We start from the raw sequence: 21,989 nt of genomic DNA on the forward strand, positions 1-21,989 counted from the left end.
ATCTACCCTATATCAGTGACAGAAATTTATCAAAAATAGCATCTATATCTTTAGGCCCCGGACAAGCCTCCGGATGGAACTGCACGCTAAGTATCGGTAGTTTCTTATGTCTCATTCCTTCTATCGTTCCGTCATTTACACTTACATGCGTAACCTCCATATCTTCCGGCAGTTCACTCACATAATATCCGTGATTTTGCGATGTAATATAAACCTTATTCTCTTCTACATCTTTAACTGGATGATTACACCCTCTATGACCAAACTTAAGTTTTTCAGTTTTCCCGCCAAGGGCTAACGCTAAAAGTTGATGCCCTAGGCAAATTCCAACTACAGGTTTTTTACCTATAATCTCTCCCAACGTCTTGATCACTTCTTGCAAATCCTCCGGGTCCCCAGGTCCATTCGATAAAAATACTAGATCAGGGTTAACCTTTAATATTTCTTCCGATTTCTCGCATGCAGGAAATATTGTTAATTTGCAATTTCTCGCAATAAACGAGCGAAGTATATTTTCCTTTATTCCAAAATCTATAATAGCCACATGTCGTCCTGTGCCCTCAATCGTGTAGCGCTCTTTCGTTGTAACTTTCATCACCGCATCGTTATTATTAAAACTCGCAAATTTTTGATTTATTTCAATTTTAGTAAGTTCCTTTGTAGCAATAATACCTTTCATGGTCCCGTTATTTCTAAGTATTTTCGTTAATGCCCTTGTATCAATCCCTTCGAGTCCTATTATTTTATTTTGTTTAAAGTATGCTTCCAAATCCATTTCACATCTAAAGTTATTAGGATAATCACATTTTTCTCTAACAATGAACCCCTTTACCTTCGGATACTTCGACTCTACATCCTCCAAATTAATTCCATAATTCCCGATGAGCGGATACGTCATTGTCACTATTTGTCCATAATAAGATGGGTCCGTTAAAACTTCTTCATATCCAGTCATACCCGTATTAAAAACTACTTCCCCAACATTTTCTTCTAAACACCCAAATATATCCCCTTCAAATATTATTCCATTCTCTAAAATCAACTTACCCTTCATACTAAATCCTCCTTAGTAAACTAAAAACTTTCTCCAATTAATAAAAGACATTTATGAATAATTATTCATTTTTATGAATATTATATGTTTTTCTAATATATATGTTTTTAAATTTATTTTTAGCCATATTCCTCATACGTACAGGCTTAATTCTATTTATTATATATTGTTTTTTATAATAATGCAATGTTTTTTCTTATTTTATTATTCATTTAGCATAATATTTATGCACAATAAAAATCAAGTACTTTCCAAATTAATTGGTTTTGCTCATTTTTATTAAAAAAATCATTATGTTTTTTCAATAAAATAAAGGATAACAGAGAGATTATTTAAATAATCTCTCCGTTATCCTTTATTAATATATTAATAGCATTTATTAACAAAATAGAAAATAAATCTATAGCATTATTCTGAATATTATTAATTGTATTATATTTAATAGTATTAAATTCAAAATTGACAGAACAAAAAACACATGCCATAATTATCTATACTCCTTCCTAGTCTCACAGGACTAATTTAAAAGTGTACTTTACTTTTATTTGTAATTTTTATGTTTTATAATTTCTTTCTATTTTAATTTAAATTTTATTATTTGTCAATGTATAAATGTAATTTTAGGTTGCAAGTTTATTCATACTTTATAAGTTATTCTATACATCTATCACTAATTCTAATTCACTAAACTATATCCACCCTACAGAATAAAACAGGAGGCAACAGTGTGCAAAAAATAGGAATGAGAAATATAAAGACTGCAATTTCAGTTTTTTTATGTATAATTATACTAAGAGCTTTTCATAATACATTTCCCTTTTATGCATGTATAGCTGCTGTAATAACAATGCAAAGTGCTATACATGATTCCTTTACTGCTGGTAAAAACAGAATGATTGGTACTATTGTAGGTGCAATTTGGGGGTTAATATTCACACTTATAAGTCCTAACAATGTATTTCTTACCAGCATTGGAATAGTATTTGTAATTTATTCTTTGAATCTTCTTAATAGAAAAAAGTCTATTATAATTGCATGCGTAGTTTTTTTAGCAATAATGACGAATCTTAAACAAGGCACTCCTCTATTTTATAGTTTAAGTAGGGTTGAAGAAACTCTTATCGGTATTTTTGTATCAGTTTCAGTAAACTATCTTATATTCCATCGTAAATACTTAGATAACTTACATAGGGATGCAGAAAATCTAACCCATAATGTTTTTATAATTTCTAAAGAGATGATTAATTTCAATACAGATATTAATCTTTCTAGTTTAAACATCCAAATATCCAAATTGGAAAAATCATTAGACTCATACTTAAGTGAAATACAAAGTGAGAATGTTGAAAGCCACCATATACTTAAAATTAACAAAGTCATAGATACTTCTAAAACTGCTTATAATCACCTAGTTATACTTAAGTCTTTAACCTTTACGCCTTCTCATTCTAATTGTTATATCAACGAGAGTAACTGTATTAGAATAAATGAATTATTTAATGAAAATATGTTTAGTTACCCGTACATTAGTAATGATATAAATATAGTATTTAACTTTCACCTTCAAAATTTAATTGAAACTTTAACTATTTCAAAAAAAATATACTAAAAAACTACTTAAAAACATAACTTACTGAGTGTATTTCGTGTTTTATACAAATTATTTTATAAGCAAAGCCGTACTATATATCCACAATACGGCTTTGCTTAATTTATAAATCTGTCTTTGTATAATACACAATACCTAATGCACCAGGTCCAACATGAGTTCCTATTACAGGTCCAATTGGAGCTATGTCTACTTTTTTTCCTATACATTCTTCGACTTTTTTTGCAAAAGCCAGTGCTCCTTCAACATCATTTATGTGATGAATCATTACCTCTCCAAGTCCATGTTTTGTTATGTCCTCGATGAATTTATCAATCATAGTTTGTATTGCACGTTTTTTAGTCCTTACTTTATTAAATAATCCTGTTTTTCCATCCACTACGGTAAGAATAGGTTTGATTTGAAAAATAGTACCTAACAGTGCACTTGCACCACCTATTCTGCCACCTTTTTTTAGATACTCTAAATTATCAGGAATAAACAGAAATCTACTTCTCTTTATATTGTTTTTTACTATATCAACTACTTCATTTATTGATTTTCCTTGTTGCGACGCAATCGCCGCTGTTAAGGCTGCAAATCCTAATTGCATGCAATTGGATCTAGAATCTATAATCTCAATTAGTGCATTTGGGTAGTTTTCAAGAATCATACTCTTTGCAAGGCATGCATTTGAATAAGTTCCACTCATGTCTGAAGAAAGGAAAACACCAACCACTTCATTATTATCTCTTACCTGATTTTCTATCATATTGTACATTTCCACAAGCGATGGTTGTGATGAAGTAGGAATACTTAAGTTCTTATCAAGTTTTTCGTAAAAACTTTCATTTTCAATAAGGGTTTCTTTGAACTCCTTATTTCCAAAAATAACACTTAATGAAACTATCGAAATATCATATTTTTTCCTTAAATCCTCACTTATATATGAGGTACTATCAGTGACTATTTTTACCGCCATTATACATCCCTCACTTATTAATTTTAATTATATTATACTACAGTCTTGTTCTAAACAAAATCAATCTTTATATTACATTATAAACACAATAACTGTAATATATTTCACAAAATATTAAATTACTTTAAACTCCTACAAATAGCACTCAAATACCTCTTAATATGTTATAATTATAATATAAAAAGTAGGTGGTGTAAATAATTTAGTAAACTGTGTCAGTTGATAAATAATTTTTAAAATTAAAGCTTTGATATAATCAATATAAAATAAAGGGAGGTGCTGCAAAAATATAGGTTAACCGATAAATTTCTACCTATATTGACAAGCAGAAAAATATGAATAAAGAGGACCTAGTAAACAATGAAAATAATGAAATTATAAATAATTTGTATTCAAACAAAAATATTCCTGAAAAACCTGACTCTGAAACTGACAATAGTGAAGTTGCTAAGTTAAAAGATGATGAGGAAAGTGAAAAATACATAAAAGAAATGCATGAGTTAGCAGACAAAAACGAGTTTAAGAACAATGCGGTTGTTTTAGGACTTGGTATAGTTATAGTATCTATAATTATATTTTCTATTTTTATGAACACCTCATTCATGAAACCCAAAGCAGATGTAGCTACCATTAAATCAGTCCAAAAAAATCCCGATGCTAGCCCATCTACTAAAGCTCCTGAAGTTACTGAAACTACTAAACCTGACACCATTAACCCTACCGTAACTTCAACTAAAATTTATGAATATTTAAAAATAGACGCAAATAGAACATCTGTCCTAAAAAAAGCAATTACTTTAAATAGTGGAAATCAAAAGGGTGTTACTGTATGTCTCTTATCAGAGATTTTGAGAATTAATTCCATTGCTATCCCTGCGAATACAACAACAGTAAAGGGATTAATGGAATCTTTAACTTCTATGGACTGGAAAAAGAATACTGACTTCACTAAATTAAAAAAAGGTGATATATGTTTCACTACAGATATGCCAGAAAGTCCTGGTACGCCTTCCCATGCCTATGTATTTATGGGTTGGGTAAAAGATGGTGAAACTGATTATGCCTATGTATGTGATGGTCAACTTGAAGTATTTGATAGTATACTTCATAAACGAAATCTATCTGTTACAACTACAACAAAGGATCAATTTAGCTTTTTTCTTAGAAAATAAAAAATAATACCTCAGGGCACCCTGAGGTATTATTTTTTATAATTTTATTTCTTTTATAACAGCGCCATCTAAATCTTTTATTTGAAATAAATCATCTTTGAGTATTGCATAAGAATTAGGGTTATTTTCCTTAGGTAAAGATACCGAGCCAGGATTTAACACATATATTTTATTGTGTTTTTTAGCTACAGGGACATGCGTGTGTCCAAATACCAAGACATCATTTTCACTTAGTTCGGGCAAATTATCCTCATTATATATGTGCCCATGAGTCAAAAATAATCTTCTATTATTGCATAATATTATAGAATAATCAGACATCATAGGATACTCAATAATCATTTGATCCACCTCACTATCACAGTTCCCTCTAACAGCTATTATTTTGTCTTTATATTCGTTTAAGAGACTAGCTACTAATTGTGGATTGTAATCCTTTGGCAATTGATTTCTTGGGCCATGATATAACACATCTCCTAAAAGCACTATATAACCCGCTCCCTCTTCTTTATACCGCTCTATAGCCTTTTTAAGATAGTATAAAGAACCATGGATATCGGAAATAAAAAATATCTTCATCATAACTTAGCTCCTTTCAAATAGATTAATTTTCATGCTTTATAATTCCTATAGCTACTCCTAAAATGTATGTATCTTCACTATCTACTACAATAGGCTGATATTTTTCATTCTCTGGCATAAGTAATATTCTATCTTTGTTTATAGAAAGTCTCTTTAAAGTAGCATTTCCGCCTATGTCAACTGCTACGATATCCTTATTATTTGCAGCTTGTTCCTGCCGTATTACTACATAATCTCCATTATTAATGTGAGCCCCAATCATACTGTCACCTTTAACCTTTAAAATGAATGGGTTTTTTACTCCCTTTAACCAATATTTCGGGATATAAAATTTACCTTCCATTTCAGAATTAATAAGCATAGGTTCGCCTGCTGCTATATCACTATACACGGGTAGCTCCAATAATTCCTCATTTATATACTCATAGTTGCCTTTTTCATCATTTACTATAATATCTGATCTTCTACTATAATCCCTCATAAACTCATATGCTCTGTTATGTCTTATATCACAATACTTAAAGTTCTCAAGTGAATTAATATTCAAGTTTTTGCTTGTTATTTCATCACACTTTTTTTGGAGCTTTTCTTGTGTTTTATAGTATTTTTTGAATGAATAAGACTTTCCTTTTTCTCCTAGCGGTTTAGTATTAACTCTTTTGCCTTTCACCATCCATGAATTAGTATAGTGCGTTCTATCCACATCAAGAAGAAACACCATGTTCGAATAAGATTTTTCATTAAATAATGCATTAATAAAATCCACTTGTATCTTAGTTAAATTATTACTTTTGTCAATTATGATATGAGAATACCTGCCCACTGTAGTAGTTTGTGCCATTCGCAGAGCATATATATTAATATCTTCATTGTCAACTAAACCCTCTGATTTAAGCTTTTCATTATACGTGATCATAAGTTGAAATATTGCTTTCCTAGCAGTTGAATTTTTAAGAATTCTTTGAGGCCCTTGTCCTTTTTCGCATTTTCTTCCTCTTCTATTTACTTGCAAGTACAAATCAGCTTTTAAGTAATTGCAACTTTTTATCCACTTTACTTCTTCTATAAAAAATTGAGCATAATCTGTATGTAATATTCTTAGTCTTGGATAAATATTTTTAATTTCTAAGATACAATCTTTCATAATGCTATTCTTTTTATCATTATCTACAATTATTTTATTTTTTAATTTATGTTTGTTTTTATATTTAATAAAATATCTATGTAAAATACTTTCTAATGTAACCACATGAAAGTTTCTTTCATTATTAGAAAATAGACTTAAATAATCTAACCTAGTTTCTTCTTCTGCTCTGTTATATATATTTTCAATATAATTTATGTCTTCATCCTTAGATGCTAACATTAATATTTTATCCTCTTCATATAAACAATAGTTATTTTTTAAATAAAGGCTTCTATAAATGGCCGCTGTCGTTTTACCTGAACCTTGAATTCCTCTAATTAAGCTATATCTTGAGGGTTTGCTATGAATCATTTTTTGTTGCTCTAAACTTAATTCCATTTAATCGCCTCCACTGTAGACATACTAATAGTATACAATAATAATAACCTTAAAGTAAAATTTTTATGAAATTGTAAATTCAAAATGTTGTGAAAATATATTTATGGGAATATTAATAAAAATTACTAATTATGTAACATTAGATTCAAGAATATCTACACACATCTACTGAGCATACTAAGTTATATATTAATCTATCTAAATAAAATAAACTAGAGGTGATTGTTCTGAAAGGAAAGATGTTAAGTATTATTGTTTCTTCAATGTTTTTTGTTAACTCTTTTTCAAGTGTTGCTTATAGCAAAGATTTAGGCAATATTTCAATTAAAGACTCAAACAATGGATATTATAATAATCAAGGTTCAAAAACACCTACCATAGTAAATTTTTTCAAAAGTGTCTTTAGTATTACTACGCCCTCTACTGGATTAAGCGCCAAAGAATATAATTGGTATTTCCAACCACGTAATGACAATAATCCACCTGAGGGTCCTAAAGAAACCAAAGGCTTTATATCAAAGTATGGATGTTATCATTTAGGAGATACATCGAAAAAGATATTATATCTAACTTTTGATGAGGGTTATGAAGCTGGATATACTGCTCCAATTTTAAATGTTTTAAAAAAACATAATGTAAAAGCAGCATTTTTCGTTGTAAAACCCTATATTACTTCTAACCCAGAATTAATTAAAAGAATGGTAGACGAGGGGCACTTAGTATGCAACCATAGTAATCACCACCCTTCAATGGCTTCTATAAAGGATGAAGATAAATTCAATAAAGAATTATCTGATGTAGAAGAAGCATTTGAAAATATTACTCATAAAAAGATGTCTAAGTATTTTAGACCTCCGATGGGGAAATATAGTGAGTTATCCTTACAATATACTCAAAACTACGGATATAAAACCATATTTTGGAGTTTCGCTTATATGGATTGGCTTACAGACAATCAACCATCCCATGAAGCTGCAAAAAAACGTATTATGCAAAGAACCCACAACGGTGGAATTATGTTACTACATGCAGTGTCAAAAACCAATGCTGAAATATTAGATGATGTAATTACCGAATGGGAAAGCAAAGGCTATGAACTAAAAAGCTTAGATGAATTGCCTGCTAAACATTAAAAAATTATATATTTTCTATAGCTTAAATTAAACCCTATCTATATTAGACAGGGTTTAATTTGTTTTTTGTAAAAAAAACCGTAAAGATGAATCTGATGCTAATATATAATTAAAGATTTTTATATAACATTTCTATATGTGGAATGTTATCTTCCAAATATACCTCAGAAACCCTCACAAACCCTAAACCCTCATAGAAATTTACCAAATACTCCTGTGCGCCAATCCTAATTACCTTCTCATTTAAATTATTCTCGATAAATTCTATTGCTCTTATCATCATTTGCTTTGCTAAACCTTTACCACGATGTTTTTTATCAGTTAATACCCGTCCTATAGATATTTCATTATAAGAAATACCTTTTTCTAAAATCCTTAAGTAAACAATGATTTTCCCATTTTCTTTTGCAAATAAATGATAAGAATTATTATCTTTACCATCACACTCCTCATAGATACATTGCTGCTCTATAACAAAGACTTCACTTCTAAGTTTTAAAATTTCATATACTTCCTCACCATTTAGTTCATTAAATTTTTTTATTTCCCATTTCATACTACTTAAATCTCCTTTTCTTAATGTTATCTTCTAATAATTTCTCTGTGTATTCATTATTGATATTACAATAACGTTTTACGAAGGATCCTTATTAATCCTATTACTAATAAATGCACTGGATAAAAAGCATAAAAAAAGTATTTTAAGTCTTTACCCTTCTTATCGTTATACATAAATATAAAAATTAACGCTAATAGGGATAATGCTTGATTAAACCAAACTAGCTCTATTGTCGTAACTAAGAATTACCCCCATAATTAGGTTTTCATTTAATTGTATTTATAATATGATACCATTTATTTCATGTTTTTGCATTACTATGTTTTTAACACTAATAGTATTGTTAATGCTAAAAATCCTGAACTCTTTTTGAGCTCAGGATTTTTTTTGCTTTTTAGGTCATTTACTTTTTAGGCCCCTTATTTTTTTGATTCTTTTTATCACTTTTCTTGCCATTATTTTTGGTTGAAGCACCCTTACTTTTGCCCTTGTCTGACATAATATATACCTCCTTTTTTATTTAGATCGAATACCAATAAACTTACCTCAACTTTGTTCCTCTTAAAAATAGTTGTTATTATAAAGACTATGCTTATCGTTATTAAAAAGACTCTATTTTAGTATTTTATTATCAGTAATACCTTTATTTACAAAACTATTGGTTTTTAGTAATGCTTTTATTTAAATACTTTTCAATAACAGGAATTAAAGGCTGAGCATATTAAAAGAAAATAGGAAAACAGCAAAATAAATTAATAATTATAGATTATAATAAATATAGTGAACTTATTAATCAATATTTGCGTTAAAGGATTGCTAGGAGTGATTATTATTGGATGAACTAGAACTTATTAATAAAGCTAAGGATGGAAATAAAAGCGCGCTAAATTCTCTTTTAAAAGATAATTACAATATTTTAAAAGGCTACACTGTTAAAATGGTAGGAGACCCACACTTAGCACAGGATATTATTCAGGATGCATTGCTTAAAGCTGTGATTAATATAAATAAGTTTGAGCCTAGAGCAAAGTTTTCTACCTGGCTCATAAAAATAGCCACTAATGTTTACAGGGATTATTTAAGAAAGAATAAATCCTTTGGACTAATAGAGGAATGTGTGGATGATAAAAGCAAACAAGTAGAGGACATTGTGATCGCAAATTACGAGTACAAAGAGATAATGAAAATAATTTTAAAGTTACCCTATGAGAAAAGGGCTGTATTTATTTTAAAGCATTATTATGGTTACAAATATGAGGAAATATCAGAAATTTTAGGATGCCGCCTTGGAACGGTTAGGTCAAGGCTTCATAATGCAGTGAAATATATAATAAGTGAAATTGAAAGGAAGGAGATTATATAAATGAAGGATTCTGATAAGATTAAAAACTCTTTAATTGATGAATTTTACAATGAAGTTCAAGACACCGTTTTTAAAAATATAAAGTATAGTGACGAAGATAAAGAATTTAAAAGTGTCCTTAATTCCACAGCTAAAAAAATGGATGTTTTAAATGAAGATATATTTGATTTTGATATAGATACCTTAAGTATAATAGAGCAAGGAGTGTGTATACGAGGCAATAGTAATGCTAGAAAAGAATTTATTCTTTTTATATTAACATCCTTTATAATTCTTTCTGTGTATGCTATAGCCACCATTTTCTTAGGTACTAAACTACTAATTATTTCACAGATTTTTATTATTACCATTATTCCTTGGATAATAATACCTGTTTTAGCAATCAAAAGAAGGGAAAGTGAAGGTTAATGGTGATTTTAAATAACAAACTAACTATAGTGCTTGCAATAGCTATTCCTATATTATTAATTCAAGGAGCTTGGGTATTTTGTGATGCAAGAAGGCGTAAAGAAAAATACTATTGGCTTTGGGGGATTTTTGCACTGATTAATACACCAGGTAATCTCCTTATTTATCTACTGGTAACACGAGTAATATTAAAAAATAAAAAATAAGAGTGCAAGACCTATGAACTTTCTCCTGCGTGACTTGAAATAAGAGCTTGAAACGTGAAAGTTGATTAAGAAATTCTATTGTTTGGCAAATATAAAATCCTCTAACACTCACATTCGACTTACAGGCGGTTCGCTAGCCTTCCTTCCAGTCGGGCTCACGAGGATTTTATATTAGCAAAACAAGAATTTTAAAATCAACTTTCAATGTTTCTGCACATCTTATTTCAAATCACTTCCGGAGAAAGTTCATACTATTATGCAATTATCCTAATATGTATCTAAGATGGATGGCATATAAGGAAAATAATAACTCTCAATCCGCTTCACAAAGAAAGTCTTTTGGTAGGCTGAGGATGTGGTACATATACTTTGGATTTAAGCTGTTATTACTTTCATGTGTTTTATCATTTAAATAAGTGTTTTTACATTCTCATCCACATCCACTTACGCAATCTGTTTCCTAATATAAAAATAAAATGAACTTTTTTATTTTTATTGCGTTAAAGTTATGAAAATATAAAAAGGGGGAATCGAATATGTTTGACGGAATGGCGCTACTCGAGATAATAAAATTACTTGCACCTGTAATTATAATAGAGATAGTTCTTGTTGGTTTCTGCTTATATAGATTAACACGAGACAGGGTAAAATTTTTACCTAAGTGGGCATGGGCTTTAGTTATAATTTTTATCCAATTAATAGGTGGCATATCCTTTTTATTAATAGGAAGAGAGCGTGATTAAGATGCTTAAAGTGGTAAATATCAACAAAAAATATGGAGACTTTGAAGTTCTAAAAGATATATCCTTTGAAATAAAAAAGGGAACCATATACGGATTTCTAGGTCCTAATGGAGCAGGTAAAACTACAACCATGAATATACTTTCAGGGTTAATTGATTTTAATGGTGGAGAGATACATTTAGATGGAGGGGATTTCAAGAAAAATAAAAGGCAATTATTAAGGAAAGTAGGATATCTTCCACAAAATCCAGTGTTTTATAATTACATGAGCGCTAATGAGTATCTGCATTTTATTGGCGAAATAGCTAATATGACAGAGAAAAACATAAGGGAGCGAACTGTAGAGATTTTAGAAATTGTTAAGCTTACTGAGGTAGCAAAGAGAAAAATAGGGCAATATTCAGGTGGAATGAAGCAGCGATTAGGAATTGCAGTGGCACTATTTAATAAACCAGAAATAGTTTTTTTAGATGAACCCACATCTGCACTAGATCCTGAGGGAAGAATGGAAATACTAGAGTTTATAAAAGACTTGAGGTCAAATGGAACCACTGTTTTTATCTCAACTCATATTTTGAGTGATATAGAAAGGATTTGTGACGAGGTAAGTATTTTGGATAAGGGGCAAATACTCATATCTGATAATTTAGAGAGTTTAAAGAGTAAGTATATTCAACCTATATTCGATATTGAGTTTGAAAAACACTGTGTAAACTTAGATAAAATTCTTTTAAACTTTAAGTGGGTGGAAAAAGTTTTGATAAATGAAAATAAGGCCTCTATCTATGTTAATAATTTAGATGTTGCTAAATCTGAACTTTTAAAACTACTTGTTAAGGGAGAAAATAATATTTTATCTTATAATTTAAGAAAAAGTAATCTTGAAGATATTTTTATAAGGCTGGTGAATAAAAATGACAACCTTTAAGGCGTATTTTAAGAAAGAAATAATGGAATCCAAAAGACAATTTAAATATATAATACTTGCTGTAGGAATAATTGCATTCGCTATTTTAGATCCATTTATGTTAAAATTACTTCCAAAAATATTAGAAAAGCAATTACAAGGAGATTTAAGTTCACTTTTTATTGCTACTCCTAAGAGTGCGATTAATAATTATATTAAAGATCTTTTTCAAATTGGAAACTTATTCATAATATTCACATTGGCAAGTACTTTAAATGATGAGATAAATGGCGAAAAACTCGTGTTTCCATATTCTAAGGGAAGTAATCCAGTTGGTATAGTGCTTGCTAAAATAATTCATTATACTATTGTGGTAACCATATTGACCTTCATAGGATTTTTGACTTGTTTTTACTATGGAAGTATTTTATTTAAAGGAGAAAAAGTTGCTTTATCAGGTGTAATGAACTCGGCTATTCTAATGTCTGTATACTATTTTTTTAATATTGCCTTGGTGACACTTTTTAGCAGCTTTGTGAAAAAAGGTGTAACAGTAGGTTTTATAACGCTTATGATAACTTTTTTGAATGCTGCACTTGTAAATTTGAATACAATTGGAAAGCTTATGCCATACAAATTAGTGGAAGGAGCAAATTTATTTACATTAGATAGCTATTTATATACTATAGGATTTTCAATTTTTTGTAGTGTAATATTTATAATAGCCTCTATCTTTAACATGAGCAAAGTTGAAGTAATTTAATGGTTTTTTTATGAAAACAAGTAAAAACATTTTAAAATTTATAGGTAAGAAGGGGAATTGCCATGTTAGTAATTAAAAATTTTTCAAAGATATATAAAGGCGAAAAAAGAGCTGTTGATCATTTTAATCTTACAGTGGAACCTGGAGATATTTATGAATTTATTGGTCACAATAGAGCTTGAAAGAGTACAATGATAAAAGCGATTGCAGTGGTACTTGATTTTGAAGAAGGTGAAATTTTTGTTGATGGTAATGATGTTCAAACATCCTCGGTAATCACAAGCAGATTTTTATTGATGTATGGAATGAATGTGATTTTTTCCCTTGTTATTATGCTTCAAATGGGGGTTGCTTATTGTTTGTTATCGTGTCCCCAAATGATATTTTATGGGATGTGGCTTATCGCTATATTTATAACCCCTTTAGTGTCAATGACAATAGCCGCAGTTCTTGGTGCACTTATTAGGGCAATCTCCTCTAAATTCAAAATACTCATTATCGTTTTCACTTAATTCTTTGTAATCCATGGAATAAACTATTTCTCTTGGTTCACCTTTTACTAATTTATACCTAAACCCGGACATTTCCTTAAGAATCCAACCTTCTTTTGCCCTTTGACACAATTTTTTCATAGCTCTATCTTCGTCAAAGGCAAATCCCATATTCAAAATATACCTATTCTTCTTTTCCATCAGTATCATCCCCCTCTAAATGTTTTAAAGCTTCCTCTCCATGTCTTACCATCGTTATTCTTCTCTTAATGTCTTTTTTTAATATTTCTTTCCCCTTAAAAGTCAGTGTATAGGTTTTACGTCTCTCTTCATCATCATCTACTAATTGGATTAAATCTGCATTTTGCAATTTTTTTATAATTGTATAAAGACTTGCTGGACCTATTAACATTTCGCCTTTTGAAAATCTTTCAATCTCCTGCATTATCCCATATCCATGCATAGGTCTTACTAAGGTGAGTAAAATACAGTAGGTAGAATCCGTTAATATATCCTCGTCTAAAGCTTTTCCCCTAGCCATTTTCTTCCTCCCTTCATTTGTCATTACATATATCATTAAATGATATATCTTTTAATGATATAATATTCTATTTAAGTAAAATTGTCAATATTTCATAAAAATATTTTTTTTCTTAGTTATATATTAGTTAGTACATCCTAGTTAGCATATAAATAGGGATAAAAATAAACCCTTGAAAATCAAGGGTTTATACATACTTTCTATTTACCTAAAACCTTTATATAAAAGCATCACAAACCTGGTTACATCCACCGAATTCACAATATTTGCACTGCGCGCTATATAGTTCACTATTAAAATCCAAACTAAAATCATAATTGTCTAATGAATGCGTAATCTCCATAATTTTATCTTCGTGAATTTTATGATTACTCTTTGAATAATTAATAGTAATAATATCATCTTTAAACTGAGGCTGCCAAAAATTCATACTTATATTTTCTAGGGGTATATCTTTATCAAATATTTTCAAAGAACTCTCACCCAATATATACATATAAACAATAGTTTGCATTCTTTTACACACTTCTTTATAGTCAAGTTTTCTATTTTCGGTCTTCCAGTCCCATATTTCTATTTTGTTATTTGGCTTAATAATTATCAAATCATACTTTGCCTGAATCCTGATGTTATCTTTTCTCATTTTTATTTCATATTCAGTAAAATATATATTTTCATCTAAAAGAGTAAATTTTCCCTTTAATGAATTGAACGAATTCATTAAATCGATATTGCTATTATCAATACCAGCAGGAATATTTGAAAAATATCTTTCACAAATGAGATGAAAATCGAGTCCCATATTCATATTTTCATAATAATCCTCATTATCTATTGAATCCTTTTTCCACTTAACATTATCTAAATACTTGATTTTGAATCTTAAAGGGCATTTATCAAAAGTGTTTAATAAATTTTGACTATAGTAAACGTGATTTAATTTTCTAATATCTAACATTTACCATCGCCCCTTTGGCTGTTTATGTAGTCTTGAAGCACATAAAAGTACTTTGAAGGTTTACTTTCATTCCATTTACCTTCATTACACTTAGATGCCATTAAAATTAAATATTCTTTAGCTCTTGTTATTCCTACGTATAAGAGCCTTATTTTTTCATTTATTATCTGTATTTTCGCTTCCCCAATTGGATCTTCGCAAATATTATTACCAAGAATTTTTGCAATTTCAGCTTTACAAAGAACTGTAGGGTTTTTAAATTGTTGTTTCAAGTAATAGTACTCCCTAAATTTATCCGTTGTCATATATGGGTATTGGTAAGATGTGATGCTTAATATAAATACACAATCCCATTCCAGTCCTTTTGCTTTATGACAAGTAGAAACTGTTATTCTATCTGAGGAAGGTTCATATCCTTCTAGGTCATAAATTATACCTGAAATATGACTTAATATACCATTTTTTTCATCTAGCAACTGATCCACTATATGCTTTAAACAAAAGTCACTTTCATCTTTTGATAGAAATCTAATATACGATGCAACTGCATCTGCCATCGCTCTATCCTCAAGACTGAAATTTAAAACATCACTAATATGCAAAATCAGTCTATCTAAATGTGTTTGAGGATATTGAAATATTATTTTAATCTGCTGCATGCACTTTATAAATTTTTGATAGACCTCTGAACCTAATATTTCGCGAGGAACATCTTTATGATCTATGACTCCTCCATTGGGATACATTAGCTTTTCTACTTTATAATCTTGTATGAAATCAAACAACCTTTCACTTTCTTCGTTGTTTTCTTCTATAAACACATTCTTTACTAAATCTTTGAATTTAAAACTATCATGTGGCTCTGAAATAAACTGCAATATATATCCTAATGTAAATGCAGCCTTACATCTTTTATCTGATTTATTTGACAATTCATCACACTCAATATTTAACTCTCTAAGTTTATCCGCTATTTCTTTAACTTGATTATTATACGGAACTAATATGGCACAGGTTTTATTAGGATATTTTTCTTTGAATTTCATTGTTAGCTTAGTAGCTTTATTAATTTCATCCTGATTTGAACTACAAACCATAGTGCTTATTCCGTAAATGTCCACATCCTGCTTTTTTATTTTAAAAAACTCTGGTACCGTTTTAATTTCTTGATTTACTAATGCACACCTACATTTTTCTTCACCATGATGATTATTGATATGTCGAACTAATTCGTTTGCTAAATCAATAATATGTTTTGTGCTACGTCCTGCCATATACATTTCAAACTTTTTATTTGCATTTTCACAAAATTCTCTGAAAAATTTTGGATCTGAAGATGTAAATGTACCTGTTATGCTTTGATTAACATCCCCTACCCTAACTAAGTTTCCGTTTTTTTCAGAAATTAAACCCAATATTCTTCCCTGAATTAAATTAGAGTCTTGGCACTCATCTTCAAATACAAAAGTATATTTTACATTTAATTTTTCGCGAAGCACATCATCAGTTTTCAGAAGCTTATATGCAAGAATTAGCAAATCGTTATAATCTATATAGCCCTCTCTTTTTAGAGTTTTAGTGTATGAATCATAAATTTCAGATATATGCTTTAAAATACTGCCTTGGTTTAAATTTTTCACTTCATCTTTTAACTTTTCTGGAGAAATATCATTTATCTTTAACTCCCCAATAATTGTATCCACCGTCATGAAAAAATCATTCCACCAATCATTTTGTTTTCCTGCGTATTTATTTAGGGATTTATCTAATATCATAGCCTTAAATATATTTTCTCCACCGTTTCTTCTCCAATGCATAATGCACTTATTTAAATATAAGCTTTTATTTACATCATCTAATATTTTAAATTCTTCATTAACTCCCACTACATCCGGTCTATCTTTTAAAATCTTTAGTGCTAAACTATGAATAGTCATAACTTCATAATCATTACTCGCTGTTATTCCCTTATTTTGTAAAACTATTGAAATTCTATGTTTAAAGTTATTCACTGCACTATTCATAAAAGTAACTATAAGTATTTTCCCAGGTTTATGAATTTTATCTTCTATAAGTTCACATACTAGATTACATATTATGAAGGTTTTCCCTGCTCCTGGAACTGCTGGAACCGCCATGGTTCCTCCTCTATATTCCATTATAGGCAATTGATCATCCCTATAACTTATTTTTACCTCTTCATTACTCATATCCCCTATCATAATTTTCACCTCTTCCACTTAAGATTTCTGCAAGGATATCCGCAAATATACTTTGTTGTTCATATCCATTTAGAGAATACTCACTGCCATATATGTATAATTCGCCCCTACATTTTCTTAAAAGGCCATCAACAACGGACATTAAAATTCTATATATATTATTGTTTTCTGTTTCCTGCGTATAGATATCATTAATATTCCAATTACTTCTTAACACGTAATAATTTGATAATTCCTTTATATTTCTTGAACACCACATATTACTGTTAATATCTGCCCATATCTGAACCACGCTACTTAAATTTGAAGTTAAATATGTATATGGCGATGTGAAAACTATACTATTCTCTTGTAATAGCATTTCTTGAATATCATTCAACGAATAAAAATCTTTTCCATCACGCCTTATAAATTCTATAAATCTCTCCTCAGATGACTTCCCTTTAAATTGTAATTTATCTAAAGTATTTACGAAGCTTTCACAGTTTTCATCTATACTTATATAGTCACCTACATGTTGTTTAACTTTAGGTATTGTTATAAGAACTTCTAAGAATGCTTTTCTAAAAAATTCTCCTAGTGGTATATTGCGTGTAAGGTTACTTTCTTTATAATCACTTATCCATTTTTTTAATTCATTATAATTACTTGCGACCTCAATGCCTACTCTATCTTGGATTGCTTTATTAATATCTCGCATCTCTCCACTCGAATTTACTAAATCAGAAAGTAGCGAGCTCCTGATTATATCTAGCTGTAACATAAAAGAAAAAAAGTTTTTATAATCTTCACTTGTTAACTTTATGCTTGTAAAAGAATTACACAATACTGCTAATATAATTAATGGCTGTAAATATTCATTGTCAATAAATCTATATTTTTTAGAAGTCTCCATGACTGATATACCTAATTCTTTTGTTTTTTTCTGTAGTTCATGAGAAATGACAAAATCATTAAATGGACATATTACAGCTATATCCTTAGGCTTAACTCCATGATTTATTAATTCTTCAATTTTAAATGATATTTTTTCAACCATTTCGCATCGAAGCTGTGAAGTCAAATCTAAATAAGCTGGTAGGTTGTCGCTTATTTTCTCCTCTTCGTAATTATTATGTGCTCGGTTTTCTATCGCACGCGAAAAATCAATAAATTCATCATTACAGCAAAAATGCTCATCTAAAATAATTTCATCATAATCAATATTTAATTTTTGTCTCAAATAATTAGTATTAGCCCCATAATAACTACAAAATCCACCGCTTGGGTTGTAAAACAAGTATGCCTTGTCTACATTATCAATAAGCTTAAATATCAGATCTAGCTCTGATGGTGAAGCCTGATCTATATCGTCTACTATAAGATATTTTATTTTATTCATATTAAAGTATCTTGCATCTTTAAGTAAATACTTATTATACAAGTAAAAACACAATCCATAATCTACAACACCATTTCCCAATAATTTTGAGATATAATATTGAATTACTTCATCCAATTGATTATATGTTTCTTTTGCACAAAAATCCTTTACCTCTAATGAATTATATAGCCTAGTTCCTATTTCATTAAAAGGCACTAATGATAGTGCAGCATTATTAATGTTAGAAATCAAATCTGAAGCTATTTTAGAAGAAGTTGATGTAATATCTATAAAGTACCCTTTAGACCTTCTAAAATGCTCCACTAGTGCTTTCATAGCATAATTTGTAGCATCAAAAGATGCGAATTCAGGTTTCAACAAACTAATTTTTAATTCCTTGCAATTTTCTACTACATATGGCCAATAAAGTGATAGTTCTTTTCTGATAAATCCATAGTAAGAGTTTTTTCGAATCTCACTAGTCATGTTAAAATCCATCTCTCTTGTCCATGTTATATTTTGATATTTATTCATAAATAAGCATAATATATTTGAACTTTTTATATTTTCATTTTCTATCATATTCTTATATTTAGAAACTGCCATAGTTGTTTTACCACTAGCAGATTTCCCTTTAACTAATATGCATCGGTGGATAAAATTATTTCCATTTATTTTGTTGTAGACTTCCGCATATTTAATAGTATCACCTCCATATAATCCATTATTTTATATTTTACCATATTTATTATGAATTAAACAAAAGCAAAAAAGAAAATAAAAGAGAACATTTCTGTTCTCGATGTTTAACGACATTTCAGAAGGAAAGTCTCCCACTTCTATAAGCGGGAGTTACATACCCTAACAAATAGAAAACTTCAGTGGGAGTATAAATCTCCTTCTGAAGTCGTTAATGTTTCAGCTCCGCAGGAGATGATTTAATCTTATTAATTTTCTATAATAACAGACCACTCTCCATTATTATCTTTTAAAATATTTATATTTGCTATTTGATCTCTACTAAAATTTGACGTAAATTCTTTGCTACGAGTACTCTTGTTGTTTTTATCTTCAAATTCCACTTTATAAGTACAATTTTCTTGTACCCCCATATCAAAATAGCCATGCTGGTTAGCCTTAAGATGACTAGCTATAATATTAACTTCATCAACCCTTTGAATTACTATATCACTAATAATTTCGGAGCTTTTATTTCCTATAATGAGATTATTCTTCATATTTTTTTTACCACAAGCAGATATTAAGTTGGTAACAATTATGCATCCCAGTAAGATTATATATGGTATTCTTTTCAACTTAAACCACCCCTTAAATTAAAATTAAAATATCTTCACCATCTATTAATATATTTTTTTCTAAAATGTCTTTAAAACTGGCTATAAATTTCATTTAGTATATCTATTAACGTATCTTTATCAACACCTATATAATGTGCCTCTATAATTATTTTCTTCATATGTTCTTTTATTTCTCTCATCTTTTCTTCATTCATGATAGGTTTGAAATTTTCTACTACAAATGTTCCTTTTCCTCTTATAACTTCAATTGCCTTCATTCTTTCTAGCTCATTATATGCTTTGCTTATAGTATTAGGATTGATTGTTATAAGCGATGCAAGTTCCCTTACAGAAGGCAATTTATCTCCCGGTTCTAATATTCCTTTTATTATATTTTCCTTTATTCTCTCAATAATCTGTTCATAAATAGGTTTACCGCTTCTGCTATCAATGTTTATCAAGGTTTCACCTTCTCTCAAATAATTAACTCTTCACTATTTGCACTATGTGTACTGCGTGTACTATTTGTTGTAGTACACTATAAATATAATACTATATACTTATACTGTCAAGTACTAATTAAATCATCTCCTGCGGAGCTTCAATATTAACATTTTTAGATATAGTGAGAATATAAAAAACCAGTAGGATAATTTATCCTACTGGTTTGTGGCTTTCTAGTTTTATTTATCAGAAACCTTTTTTATAAATTTTACTCATCCGAAGCATTAATAGTAGCATTACCTGAAGTTGTATTTATTTTTATTATTTTATTTCCATTACCTACATCCCCTTTTATTTCATGCTTGTCAGCTTCTCCTGTCACTGTTATAGGAAAATCATTTCTAAGATCACCTGATGTACTGTCAAAGTCTAATTTAAATTCTGATTTTTTAGGAAGTTTTAATTCCACATCTCCTGAAGTAGAGTCTATATTAATATCATTGTTAAAGTTTTTATAATTAAACTTGAACCAACCTGAAACTGATTGACCTAATATATCTCCTGTAATATTTTCTATTTTTGTGTCCCCTGAAGTTGTCTTAAATTCATTCTTCTTACTTAATAAGGATTTTACATTTACTTTGCCGGAAGTACCCTCAAATATTGTTTCATTAGCTGTTAATAAGTTTATCTTAGCATCTCCTGATATTGTATCAAATTTAAATTTATCTAATCGTAGGTCTCCTATAATAACATCCCCTGATGTTGTATTTATTTTTAAATCCTTTTTATAGTTTTCCGGAACATATATATCTAAATTTATTTTTGTGTTTATATTTATACCAAAAATTTTACCTGGATATTTAATTAAAACATGTGCCTAAAACTACCACTATTCCACTTATAGTAAATCCAAACGCCGTTGCATACAATCCTATGAGCACCCCAACAATACCTATAAAAGGTCCTAACAATATTATATTAAAAAAACCTAAACCGACTGCTGCAATTATAGCTCTACCAATATTTCCTGAAGATTTTGTATTTTGTGCTTTCTCAATCATATAATTTGCTCTTAACTGTTTTGCAATAGTTCTAGGCTCTCCAAGAGATATGGCTATGTCTTCTTCACTTCTTCCTTTTTCTGCTCCTATGGTAAAATATTCATCATAATCAGTTAAAATATCTTGTTTTTCTTCTTCGCGAAGATTAGATAAATTTCTTGAAAGTTCTTTCATAAATTCATTTTTATTCATATCCTCATCTCCTTTTTCTGTTCTATCTTTAAAACTTTGCTCACTGTGATTACAAAATCCAACCACTCATCTTTTAGCTCTTCTTTTGTATTCTTACCCAGTGTCGTAATGCTGTAATACTTCCTTGGTGGCCCTTCTTGTGATTCTTGAAGATAAGTAGTTACAAATCCATCACTTTTTAATCTCCTAAGCAAAGGATATATTGTTCCTTCAGATATATCTATATCTTGTGAAATTTCATTTACAAGCTCATATCCGTAGCAATCTCTGCCATCAAGTACAGATAATACACATAATTCAAGAACGCCTTTTTTAAATTGTACATTCATTAATTCACCTTCTCTTAGATTATTTACCTTTATTATATACTAGCACATGCTATTGTACATTGCAAGATACTGATTAAAGTTCGTTACCGTTTTATACTTAGT

At 29.3% G+C, this 21,989-nt stretch carries 26 protein-coding genes; 9 read left to right on the forward strand and 17 right to left on the reverse strand.

What is annotated here, in order from left to right; all coding sequences use genetic code 11:
• Positions 1-7: 7 nt before the first annotated feature.
• Positions 8-1,054 (reverse strand): carbamoyl phosphate synthase small subunit, encoded by a 1,047-nt coding sequence (locus tag ACWJJ2_RS04695; RefSeq protein WP_216303578.1) that lies wholly within the window; start codon positions 1,052-1,054, stop codon positions 8-10.
• Between the two features lie 332 nt (positions 1,055-1,386).
• Positions 1,387-1,539 (reverse strand): hypothetical protein, encoded by a 153-nt coding sequence (locus ACWJJ2_RS04700; RefSeq protein WP_268064151.1) that lies wholly within the window; start codon positions 1,537-1,539, stop codon positions 1,387-1,389.
• Between the two features lie 242 nt (positions 1,540-1,781).
• On the opposite strand from ACWJJ2_RS04700, the gene ACWJJ2_RS04705 reads away from it, so the two are divergent.
• Complete coding sequence (locus ACWJJ2_RS04705; protein ID WP_462953921.1) at positions 1,782-2,663, forward strand: FUSC family protein; 882 nt, start codon at positions 1,782-1,784, stop codon at positions 2,661-2,663.
• A 103-nt stretch (positions 2,664-2,766) separates the two neighbouring features.
• Here the strand turns inward: ACWJJ2_RS04705 and ACWJJ2_RS04710 are convergent, their stop codons facing one another.
• Positions 2,767-3,624, reverse strand: coding sequence for a DegV family protein (locus tag ACWJJ2_RS04710; RefSeq protein WP_216303580.1), 858 nt, complete (start codon positions 3,622-3,624; stop codon positions 2,767-2,769).
• A 335-nt stretch (positions 3,625-3,959) separates the two neighbouring features.
• Here ACWJJ2_RS04710 and ACWJJ2_RS04715 point away from each other — a divergent pair, with 335 nt between their 5' ends.
• On the forward strand, positions 3,960-4,796 hold the full coding sequence (locus tag ACWJJ2_RS04715; RefSeq protein WP_462953922.1) for a hypothetical protein: 837 nt from the start codon (positions 3,960-3,962) through the stop codon (positions 4,794-4,796).
• Positions 4,797-4,832: 36 nt separating this feature from the next.
• Here ACWJJ2_RS04715 and yfcE read toward each other — a convergent pair whose 3' ends face one another.
• Both yfcE and ACWJJ2_RS04725 read right to left on the reverse strand, forming a co-directional pair.
• A complete protein-coding gene (gene yfcE, locus ACWJJ2_RS04720; protein WP_216303595.1) occupies positions 4,833-5,375 on the reverse strand; it encodes a phosphodiesterase in 543 nt (180 codons plus the stop codon).
• A 25-nt stretch (positions 5,376-5,400) separates the two neighbouring features.
• Positions 5,401-6,903, reverse strand: a complete 1,503-nt coding sequence (locus ACWJJ2_RS04725) for a LexA family protein (protein ID WP_462953923.1) — start codon at positions 6,901-6,903, stop codon at positions 5,401-5,403.
• A gap of 239 nt (positions 6,904-7,142) precedes the next feature.
• On the opposite strand from ACWJJ2_RS04725, the gene pdaA reads away from it, so the two are divergent.
• Complete coding sequence (pdaA, locus tag ACWJJ2_RS04730; protein WP_462953924.1) at positions 7,143-8,036, forward strand: delta-lactam-biosynthetic de-N-acetylase; 894 nt, start codon at positions 7,143-7,145, stop codon at positions 8,034-8,036.
• A gap of 109 nt (positions 8,037-8,145) precedes the next feature.
• Here the strand turns inward: pdaA and ACWJJ2_RS04735 are convergent, their stop codons facing one another.
• The gene (locus ACWJJ2_RS04735; protein ID WP_220286794.1) at positions 8,146-8,592 is read right to left on the reverse strand and encodes a GNAT family N-acetyltransferase; all 447 of its coding nucleotides are present in this window, start codon (positions 8,590-8,592) and stop codon (positions 8,146-8,148) included.
• Positions 8,593-8,657: 65 nt separating this feature from the next.
• A complete protein-coding gene (locus tag ACWJJ2_RS04740) occupies positions 8,658-8,768 on the reverse strand; it encodes a TraX family protein (RefSeq protein WP_216303584.1) in 111 nt (36 codons plus the stop codon).
• 659 nt (positions 8,769-9,427) lie between these two features.
• On the opposite strand from ACWJJ2_RS04740, the gene sigY reads away from it, so the two are divergent.
• The 6 genes from sigY to ACWJJ2_RS04770 all read left to right on the forward strand — a co-directional run bounded on the left by sigY (position 9,428) and on the right by ACWJJ2_RS04770 (position 12,985).
• Positions 9,428-9,958, forward strand: a complete 531-nt coding sequence (gene sigY, locus ACWJJ2_RS04745) for an RNA polymerase sigma factor SigY (protein WP_216303585.1) — start codon at positions 9,428-9,430, stop codon at positions 9,956-9,958.
• Positions 9,959-10,366: a hypothetical protein gene (locus tag ACWJJ2_RS04750; protein ID WP_216303586.1), complete on the forward strand. Its 408-nt coding sequence runs from the start codon at positions 9,959-9,961 to the stop codon at positions 10,364-10,366.
• Positions 10,366-10,572, forward strand: coding sequence for a hypothetical protein (locus ACWJJ2_RS04755; RefSeq protein ID WP_216303587.1), 207 nt, complete (start codon positions 10,366-10,368; stop codon positions 10,570-10,572). Before ACWJJ2_RS04750 ends, ACWJJ2_RS04755 begins: the two co-directional genes overlap by 1 nt.
• A 536-nt stretch (positions 10,573-11,108) precedes the next feature.
• Positions 11,109-11,315, forward strand: a complete 207-nt coding sequence (locus tag ACWJJ2_RS04760) for a PLDc N-terminal domain-containing protein (protein WP_216303588.1) — start codon at positions 11,109-11,111, stop codon at positions 11,313-11,315.
• Position 11,316: 1 nt separating this feature from the next.
• Positions 11,317-12,243, forward strand: coding sequence for an ABC transporter ATP-binding protein (locus ACWJJ2_RS04765; protein ID WP_216303597.1), 927 nt, complete (start codon positions 11,317-11,319; stop codon positions 12,241-12,243).
• Positions 12,230-12,985: a hypothetical protein gene (locus ACWJJ2_RS04770; RefSeq protein WP_216303589.1), complete on the forward strand. Its 756-nt coding sequence runs from the start codon at positions 12,230-12,232 to the stop codon at positions 12,983-12,985. The genes ACWJJ2_RS04765 and ACWJJ2_RS04770 overlap by 14 nt, the downstream gene beginning before the upstream one ends.
• Positions 12,986-13,413: 428 nt before the next feature.
• On the opposite strand, the gene ACWJJ2_RS04775 is transcribed toward ACWJJ2_RS04770, so the two are convergent.
• From ACWJJ2_RS04775 to ACWJJ2_RS04820, 10 genes are all read right to left on the reverse strand, one after another.
• Positions 13,414-13,677: a DUF2812 domain-containing protein gene (locus tag ACWJJ2_RS04775; RefSeq protein ID WP_216303590.1), complete on the reverse strand. Its 264-nt coding sequence runs from the start codon at positions 13,675-13,677 to the stop codon at positions 13,414-13,416.
• Positions 13,661-14,017, reverse strand: a complete 357-nt coding sequence (locus ACWJJ2_RS04780; protein WP_216303591.1) for a PadR family transcriptional regulator — start codon at positions 14,015-14,017, stop codon at positions 13,661-13,663. Before ACWJJ2_RS04780 ends, ACWJJ2_RS04775 begins: the two co-directional genes overlap by 17 nt.
• A 217-nt stretch (positions 14,018-14,234) precedes the next feature.
• The gene (locus ACWJJ2_RS04785) at positions 14,235-14,975 is read right to left on the reverse strand and encodes a PD-(D/E)XK nuclease family protein (protein ID WP_462953925.1); all 741 of its coding nucleotides are present in this window, start codon (positions 14,973-14,975) and stop codon (positions 14,235-14,237) included.
• Entirely contained in the window at positions 14,969-17,197 is a 2,229-nt protein-coding gene (locus ACWJJ2_RS04790; protein ID WP_462953926.1) for an ATP-dependent helicase, read from the reverse strand. The genes ACWJJ2_RS04785 and ACWJJ2_RS04790 overlap by 7 nt, the downstream gene beginning before the upstream one ends.
• Entirely contained in the window at positions 17,178-19,166 is a 1,989-nt protein-coding gene (locus tag ACWJJ2_RS04795; RefSeq protein WP_462953927.1) for a hypothetical protein, read from the reverse strand. The genes ACWJJ2_RS04790 and ACWJJ2_RS04795 overlap by 20 nt, the downstream gene beginning before the upstream one ends.
• Before the next feature lie 341 nt (positions 19,167-19,507).
• Positions 19,508-19,876, reverse strand: coding sequence for a hypothetical protein (locus tag ACWJJ2_RS04800; RefSeq protein ID WP_216304306.1), 369 nt, complete (start codon positions 19,874-19,876; stop codon positions 19,508-19,510).
• Between the two features lie 71 nt (positions 19,877-19,947).
• Positions 19,948-20,319 (reverse strand): GntR family transcriptional regulator, encoded by a 372-nt coding sequence (locus tag ACWJJ2_RS04805; RefSeq protein ID WP_462953928.1) that lies wholly within the window; start codon positions 20,317-20,319, stop codon positions 19,948-19,950.
• Positions 20,320-20,570: 251 nt separating this feature from the next.
• Positions 20,571-21,170 carry a DUF4097 family beta strand repeat-containing protein gene (locus ACWJJ2_RS04810; RefSeq protein WP_462954312.1) on the reverse strand — a complete coding sequence of 200 codons (600 nt, stop codon included), beginning with the start codon at positions 21,168-21,170 and terminating at the stop codon, positions 20,571-20,573.
• Positions 21,166-21,558, reverse strand: a complete 393-nt coding sequence (locus ACWJJ2_RS04815) for an HAAS signaling domain-containing protein (protein ID WP_462953929.1) — start codon at positions 21,556-21,558, stop codon at positions 21,166-21,168. Before ACWJJ2_RS04815 ends, ACWJJ2_RS04810 begins: the two co-directional genes overlap by 5 nt.
• A complete protein-coding gene (locus ACWJJ2_RS04820; protein ID WP_216304302.1) occupies positions 21,555-21,887 on the reverse strand; it encodes a PadR family transcriptional regulator in 333 nt (110 codons plus the stop codon). Before ACWJJ2_RS04820 ends, ACWJJ2_RS04815 begins: the two co-directional genes overlap by 4 nt.
• Positions 21,888-21,989: the final 102 nt, after the last annotated feature.

The sequence above is a fragment of the Clostridium sp. CM039 genome (assembly GCF_055081075.1).

What these genes read in the sequence shown, in the direction of transcription:
- ACWJJ2_RS04695 (WP_216303578.1), bottom strand. Translation starts at nt 1,054, where the DNA reads ATGAAGGGTAAGTTGATTTTAGAGAATGGAATAATATTTGAAGGGGAT.
- ACWJJ2_RS04700 (WP_268064151.1), bottom strand. Translation starts at nt 1,539, where the DNA reads ATGGCATGTGTTTTTTGTTCTGTCAATTTTGAATTTAATACTATTAAA.
- ACWJJ2_RS04710 (WP_216303580.1), bottom strand. Translation starts at nt 3,624, where the DNA reads ATGGCGGTAAAAATAGTCACTGATAGTACCTCATATATAAGTGAGGAT.
- ACWJJ2_RS04715 (WP_462953922.1), top strand. Translation starts at nt 3,960, where the DNA reads ATGAATAAAGAGGACCTAGTAAACAATGAAAATAATGAAATTATAAAT.
- yfcE (WP_216303595.1), bottom strand. Translation starts at nt 5,375, where the DNA reads ATGAAGATATTTTTTATTTCCGATATCCATGGTTCTTTATACTATCTT.
- ACWJJ2_RS04725 (WP_462953923.1), bottom strand. Translation starts at nt 6,903, where the DNA reads ATGGAATTAAGTTTAGAGCAACAAAAAATGATTCATAGCAAACCCTCA.
- pdaA (WP_462953924.1), top strand. Translation starts at nt 7,143, where the DNA reads ATGTTAAGTATTATTGTTTCTTCAATGTTTTTTGTTAACTCTTTTTCA.
- ACWJJ2_RS04735 (WP_220286794.1), bottom strand. Translation starts at nt 8,592, where the DNA reads ATGAAATGGGAAATAAAAAAATTTAATGAACTAAATGGTGAGGAAGTA.
- ACWJJ2_RS04740 (WP_216303584.1), bottom strand. Translation starts at nt 8,768, where the DNA reads ATGTATAACGATAAGAAGGGTAAAGACTTAAAATACTTTTTTTATGCT.
- ACWJJ2_RS04750 (WP_216303586.1), top strand. Translation starts at nt 9,959, where the DNA reads ATGAAGGATTCTGATAAGATTAAAAACTCTTTAATTGATGAATTTTAC.
- ACWJJ2_RS04755 (WP_216303587.1), top strand. Translation starts at nt 10,366, where the DNA reads ATGGTGATTTTAAATAACAAACTAACTATAGTGCTTGCAATAGCTATT.
- ACWJJ2_RS04760 (WP_216303588.1), top strand. Translation starts at nt 11,109, where the DNA reads ATGTTTGACGGAATGGCGCTACTCGAGATAATAAAATTACTTGCACCT.
- ACWJJ2_RS04765 (WP_216303597.1), top strand. Translation starts at nt 11,317, where the DNA reads ATGCTTAAAGTGGTAAATATCAACAAAAAATATGGAGACTTTGAAGTT.
- ACWJJ2_RS04770 (WP_216303589.1), top strand. Translation starts at nt 12,230, where the DNA reads ATGACAACCTTTAAGGCGTATTTTAAGAAAGAAATAATGGAATCCAAA.
- ACWJJ2_RS04775 (WP_216303590.1), bottom strand. Translation starts at nt 13,677, where the DNA reads ATGGAAAAGAAGAATAGGTATATTTTGAATATGGGATTTGCCTTTGAC.
- ACWJJ2_RS04780 (WP_216303591.1), bottom strand. Translation starts at nt 14,017, where the DNA reads ATGGCTAGGGGAAAAGCTTTAGACGAGGATATATTAACGGATTCTACC.
- ACWJJ2_RS04785 (WP_462953925.1), bottom strand. Translation starts at nt 14,975, where the DNA reads ATGTTAGATATTAGAAAATTAAATCACGTTTACTATAGTCAAAATTTA.
- ACWJJ2_RS04790 (WP_462953926.1), bottom strand. Translation starts at nt 17,197, where the DNA reads ATGATAGGGGATATGAGTAATGAAGAGGTAAAAATAAGTTATAGGGAT.
- ACWJJ2_RS04795 (WP_462953927.1), bottom strand. Translation starts at nt 19,166, where the DNA reads ATGGCAGTTTCTAAATATAAGAATATGATAGAAAATGAAAATATAAAA.
- ACWJJ2_RS04815 (WP_462953929.1), bottom strand. Translation starts at nt 21,558, where the DNA reads ATGAATAAAAATGAATTTATGAAAGAACTTTCAAGAAATTTATCTAAT.
- ACWJJ2_RS04820 (WP_216304302.1), bottom strand. Translation starts at nt 21,887, where the DNA reads ATGAATGTACAATTTAAAAAAGGCGTTCTTGAATTATGTGTATTATCT.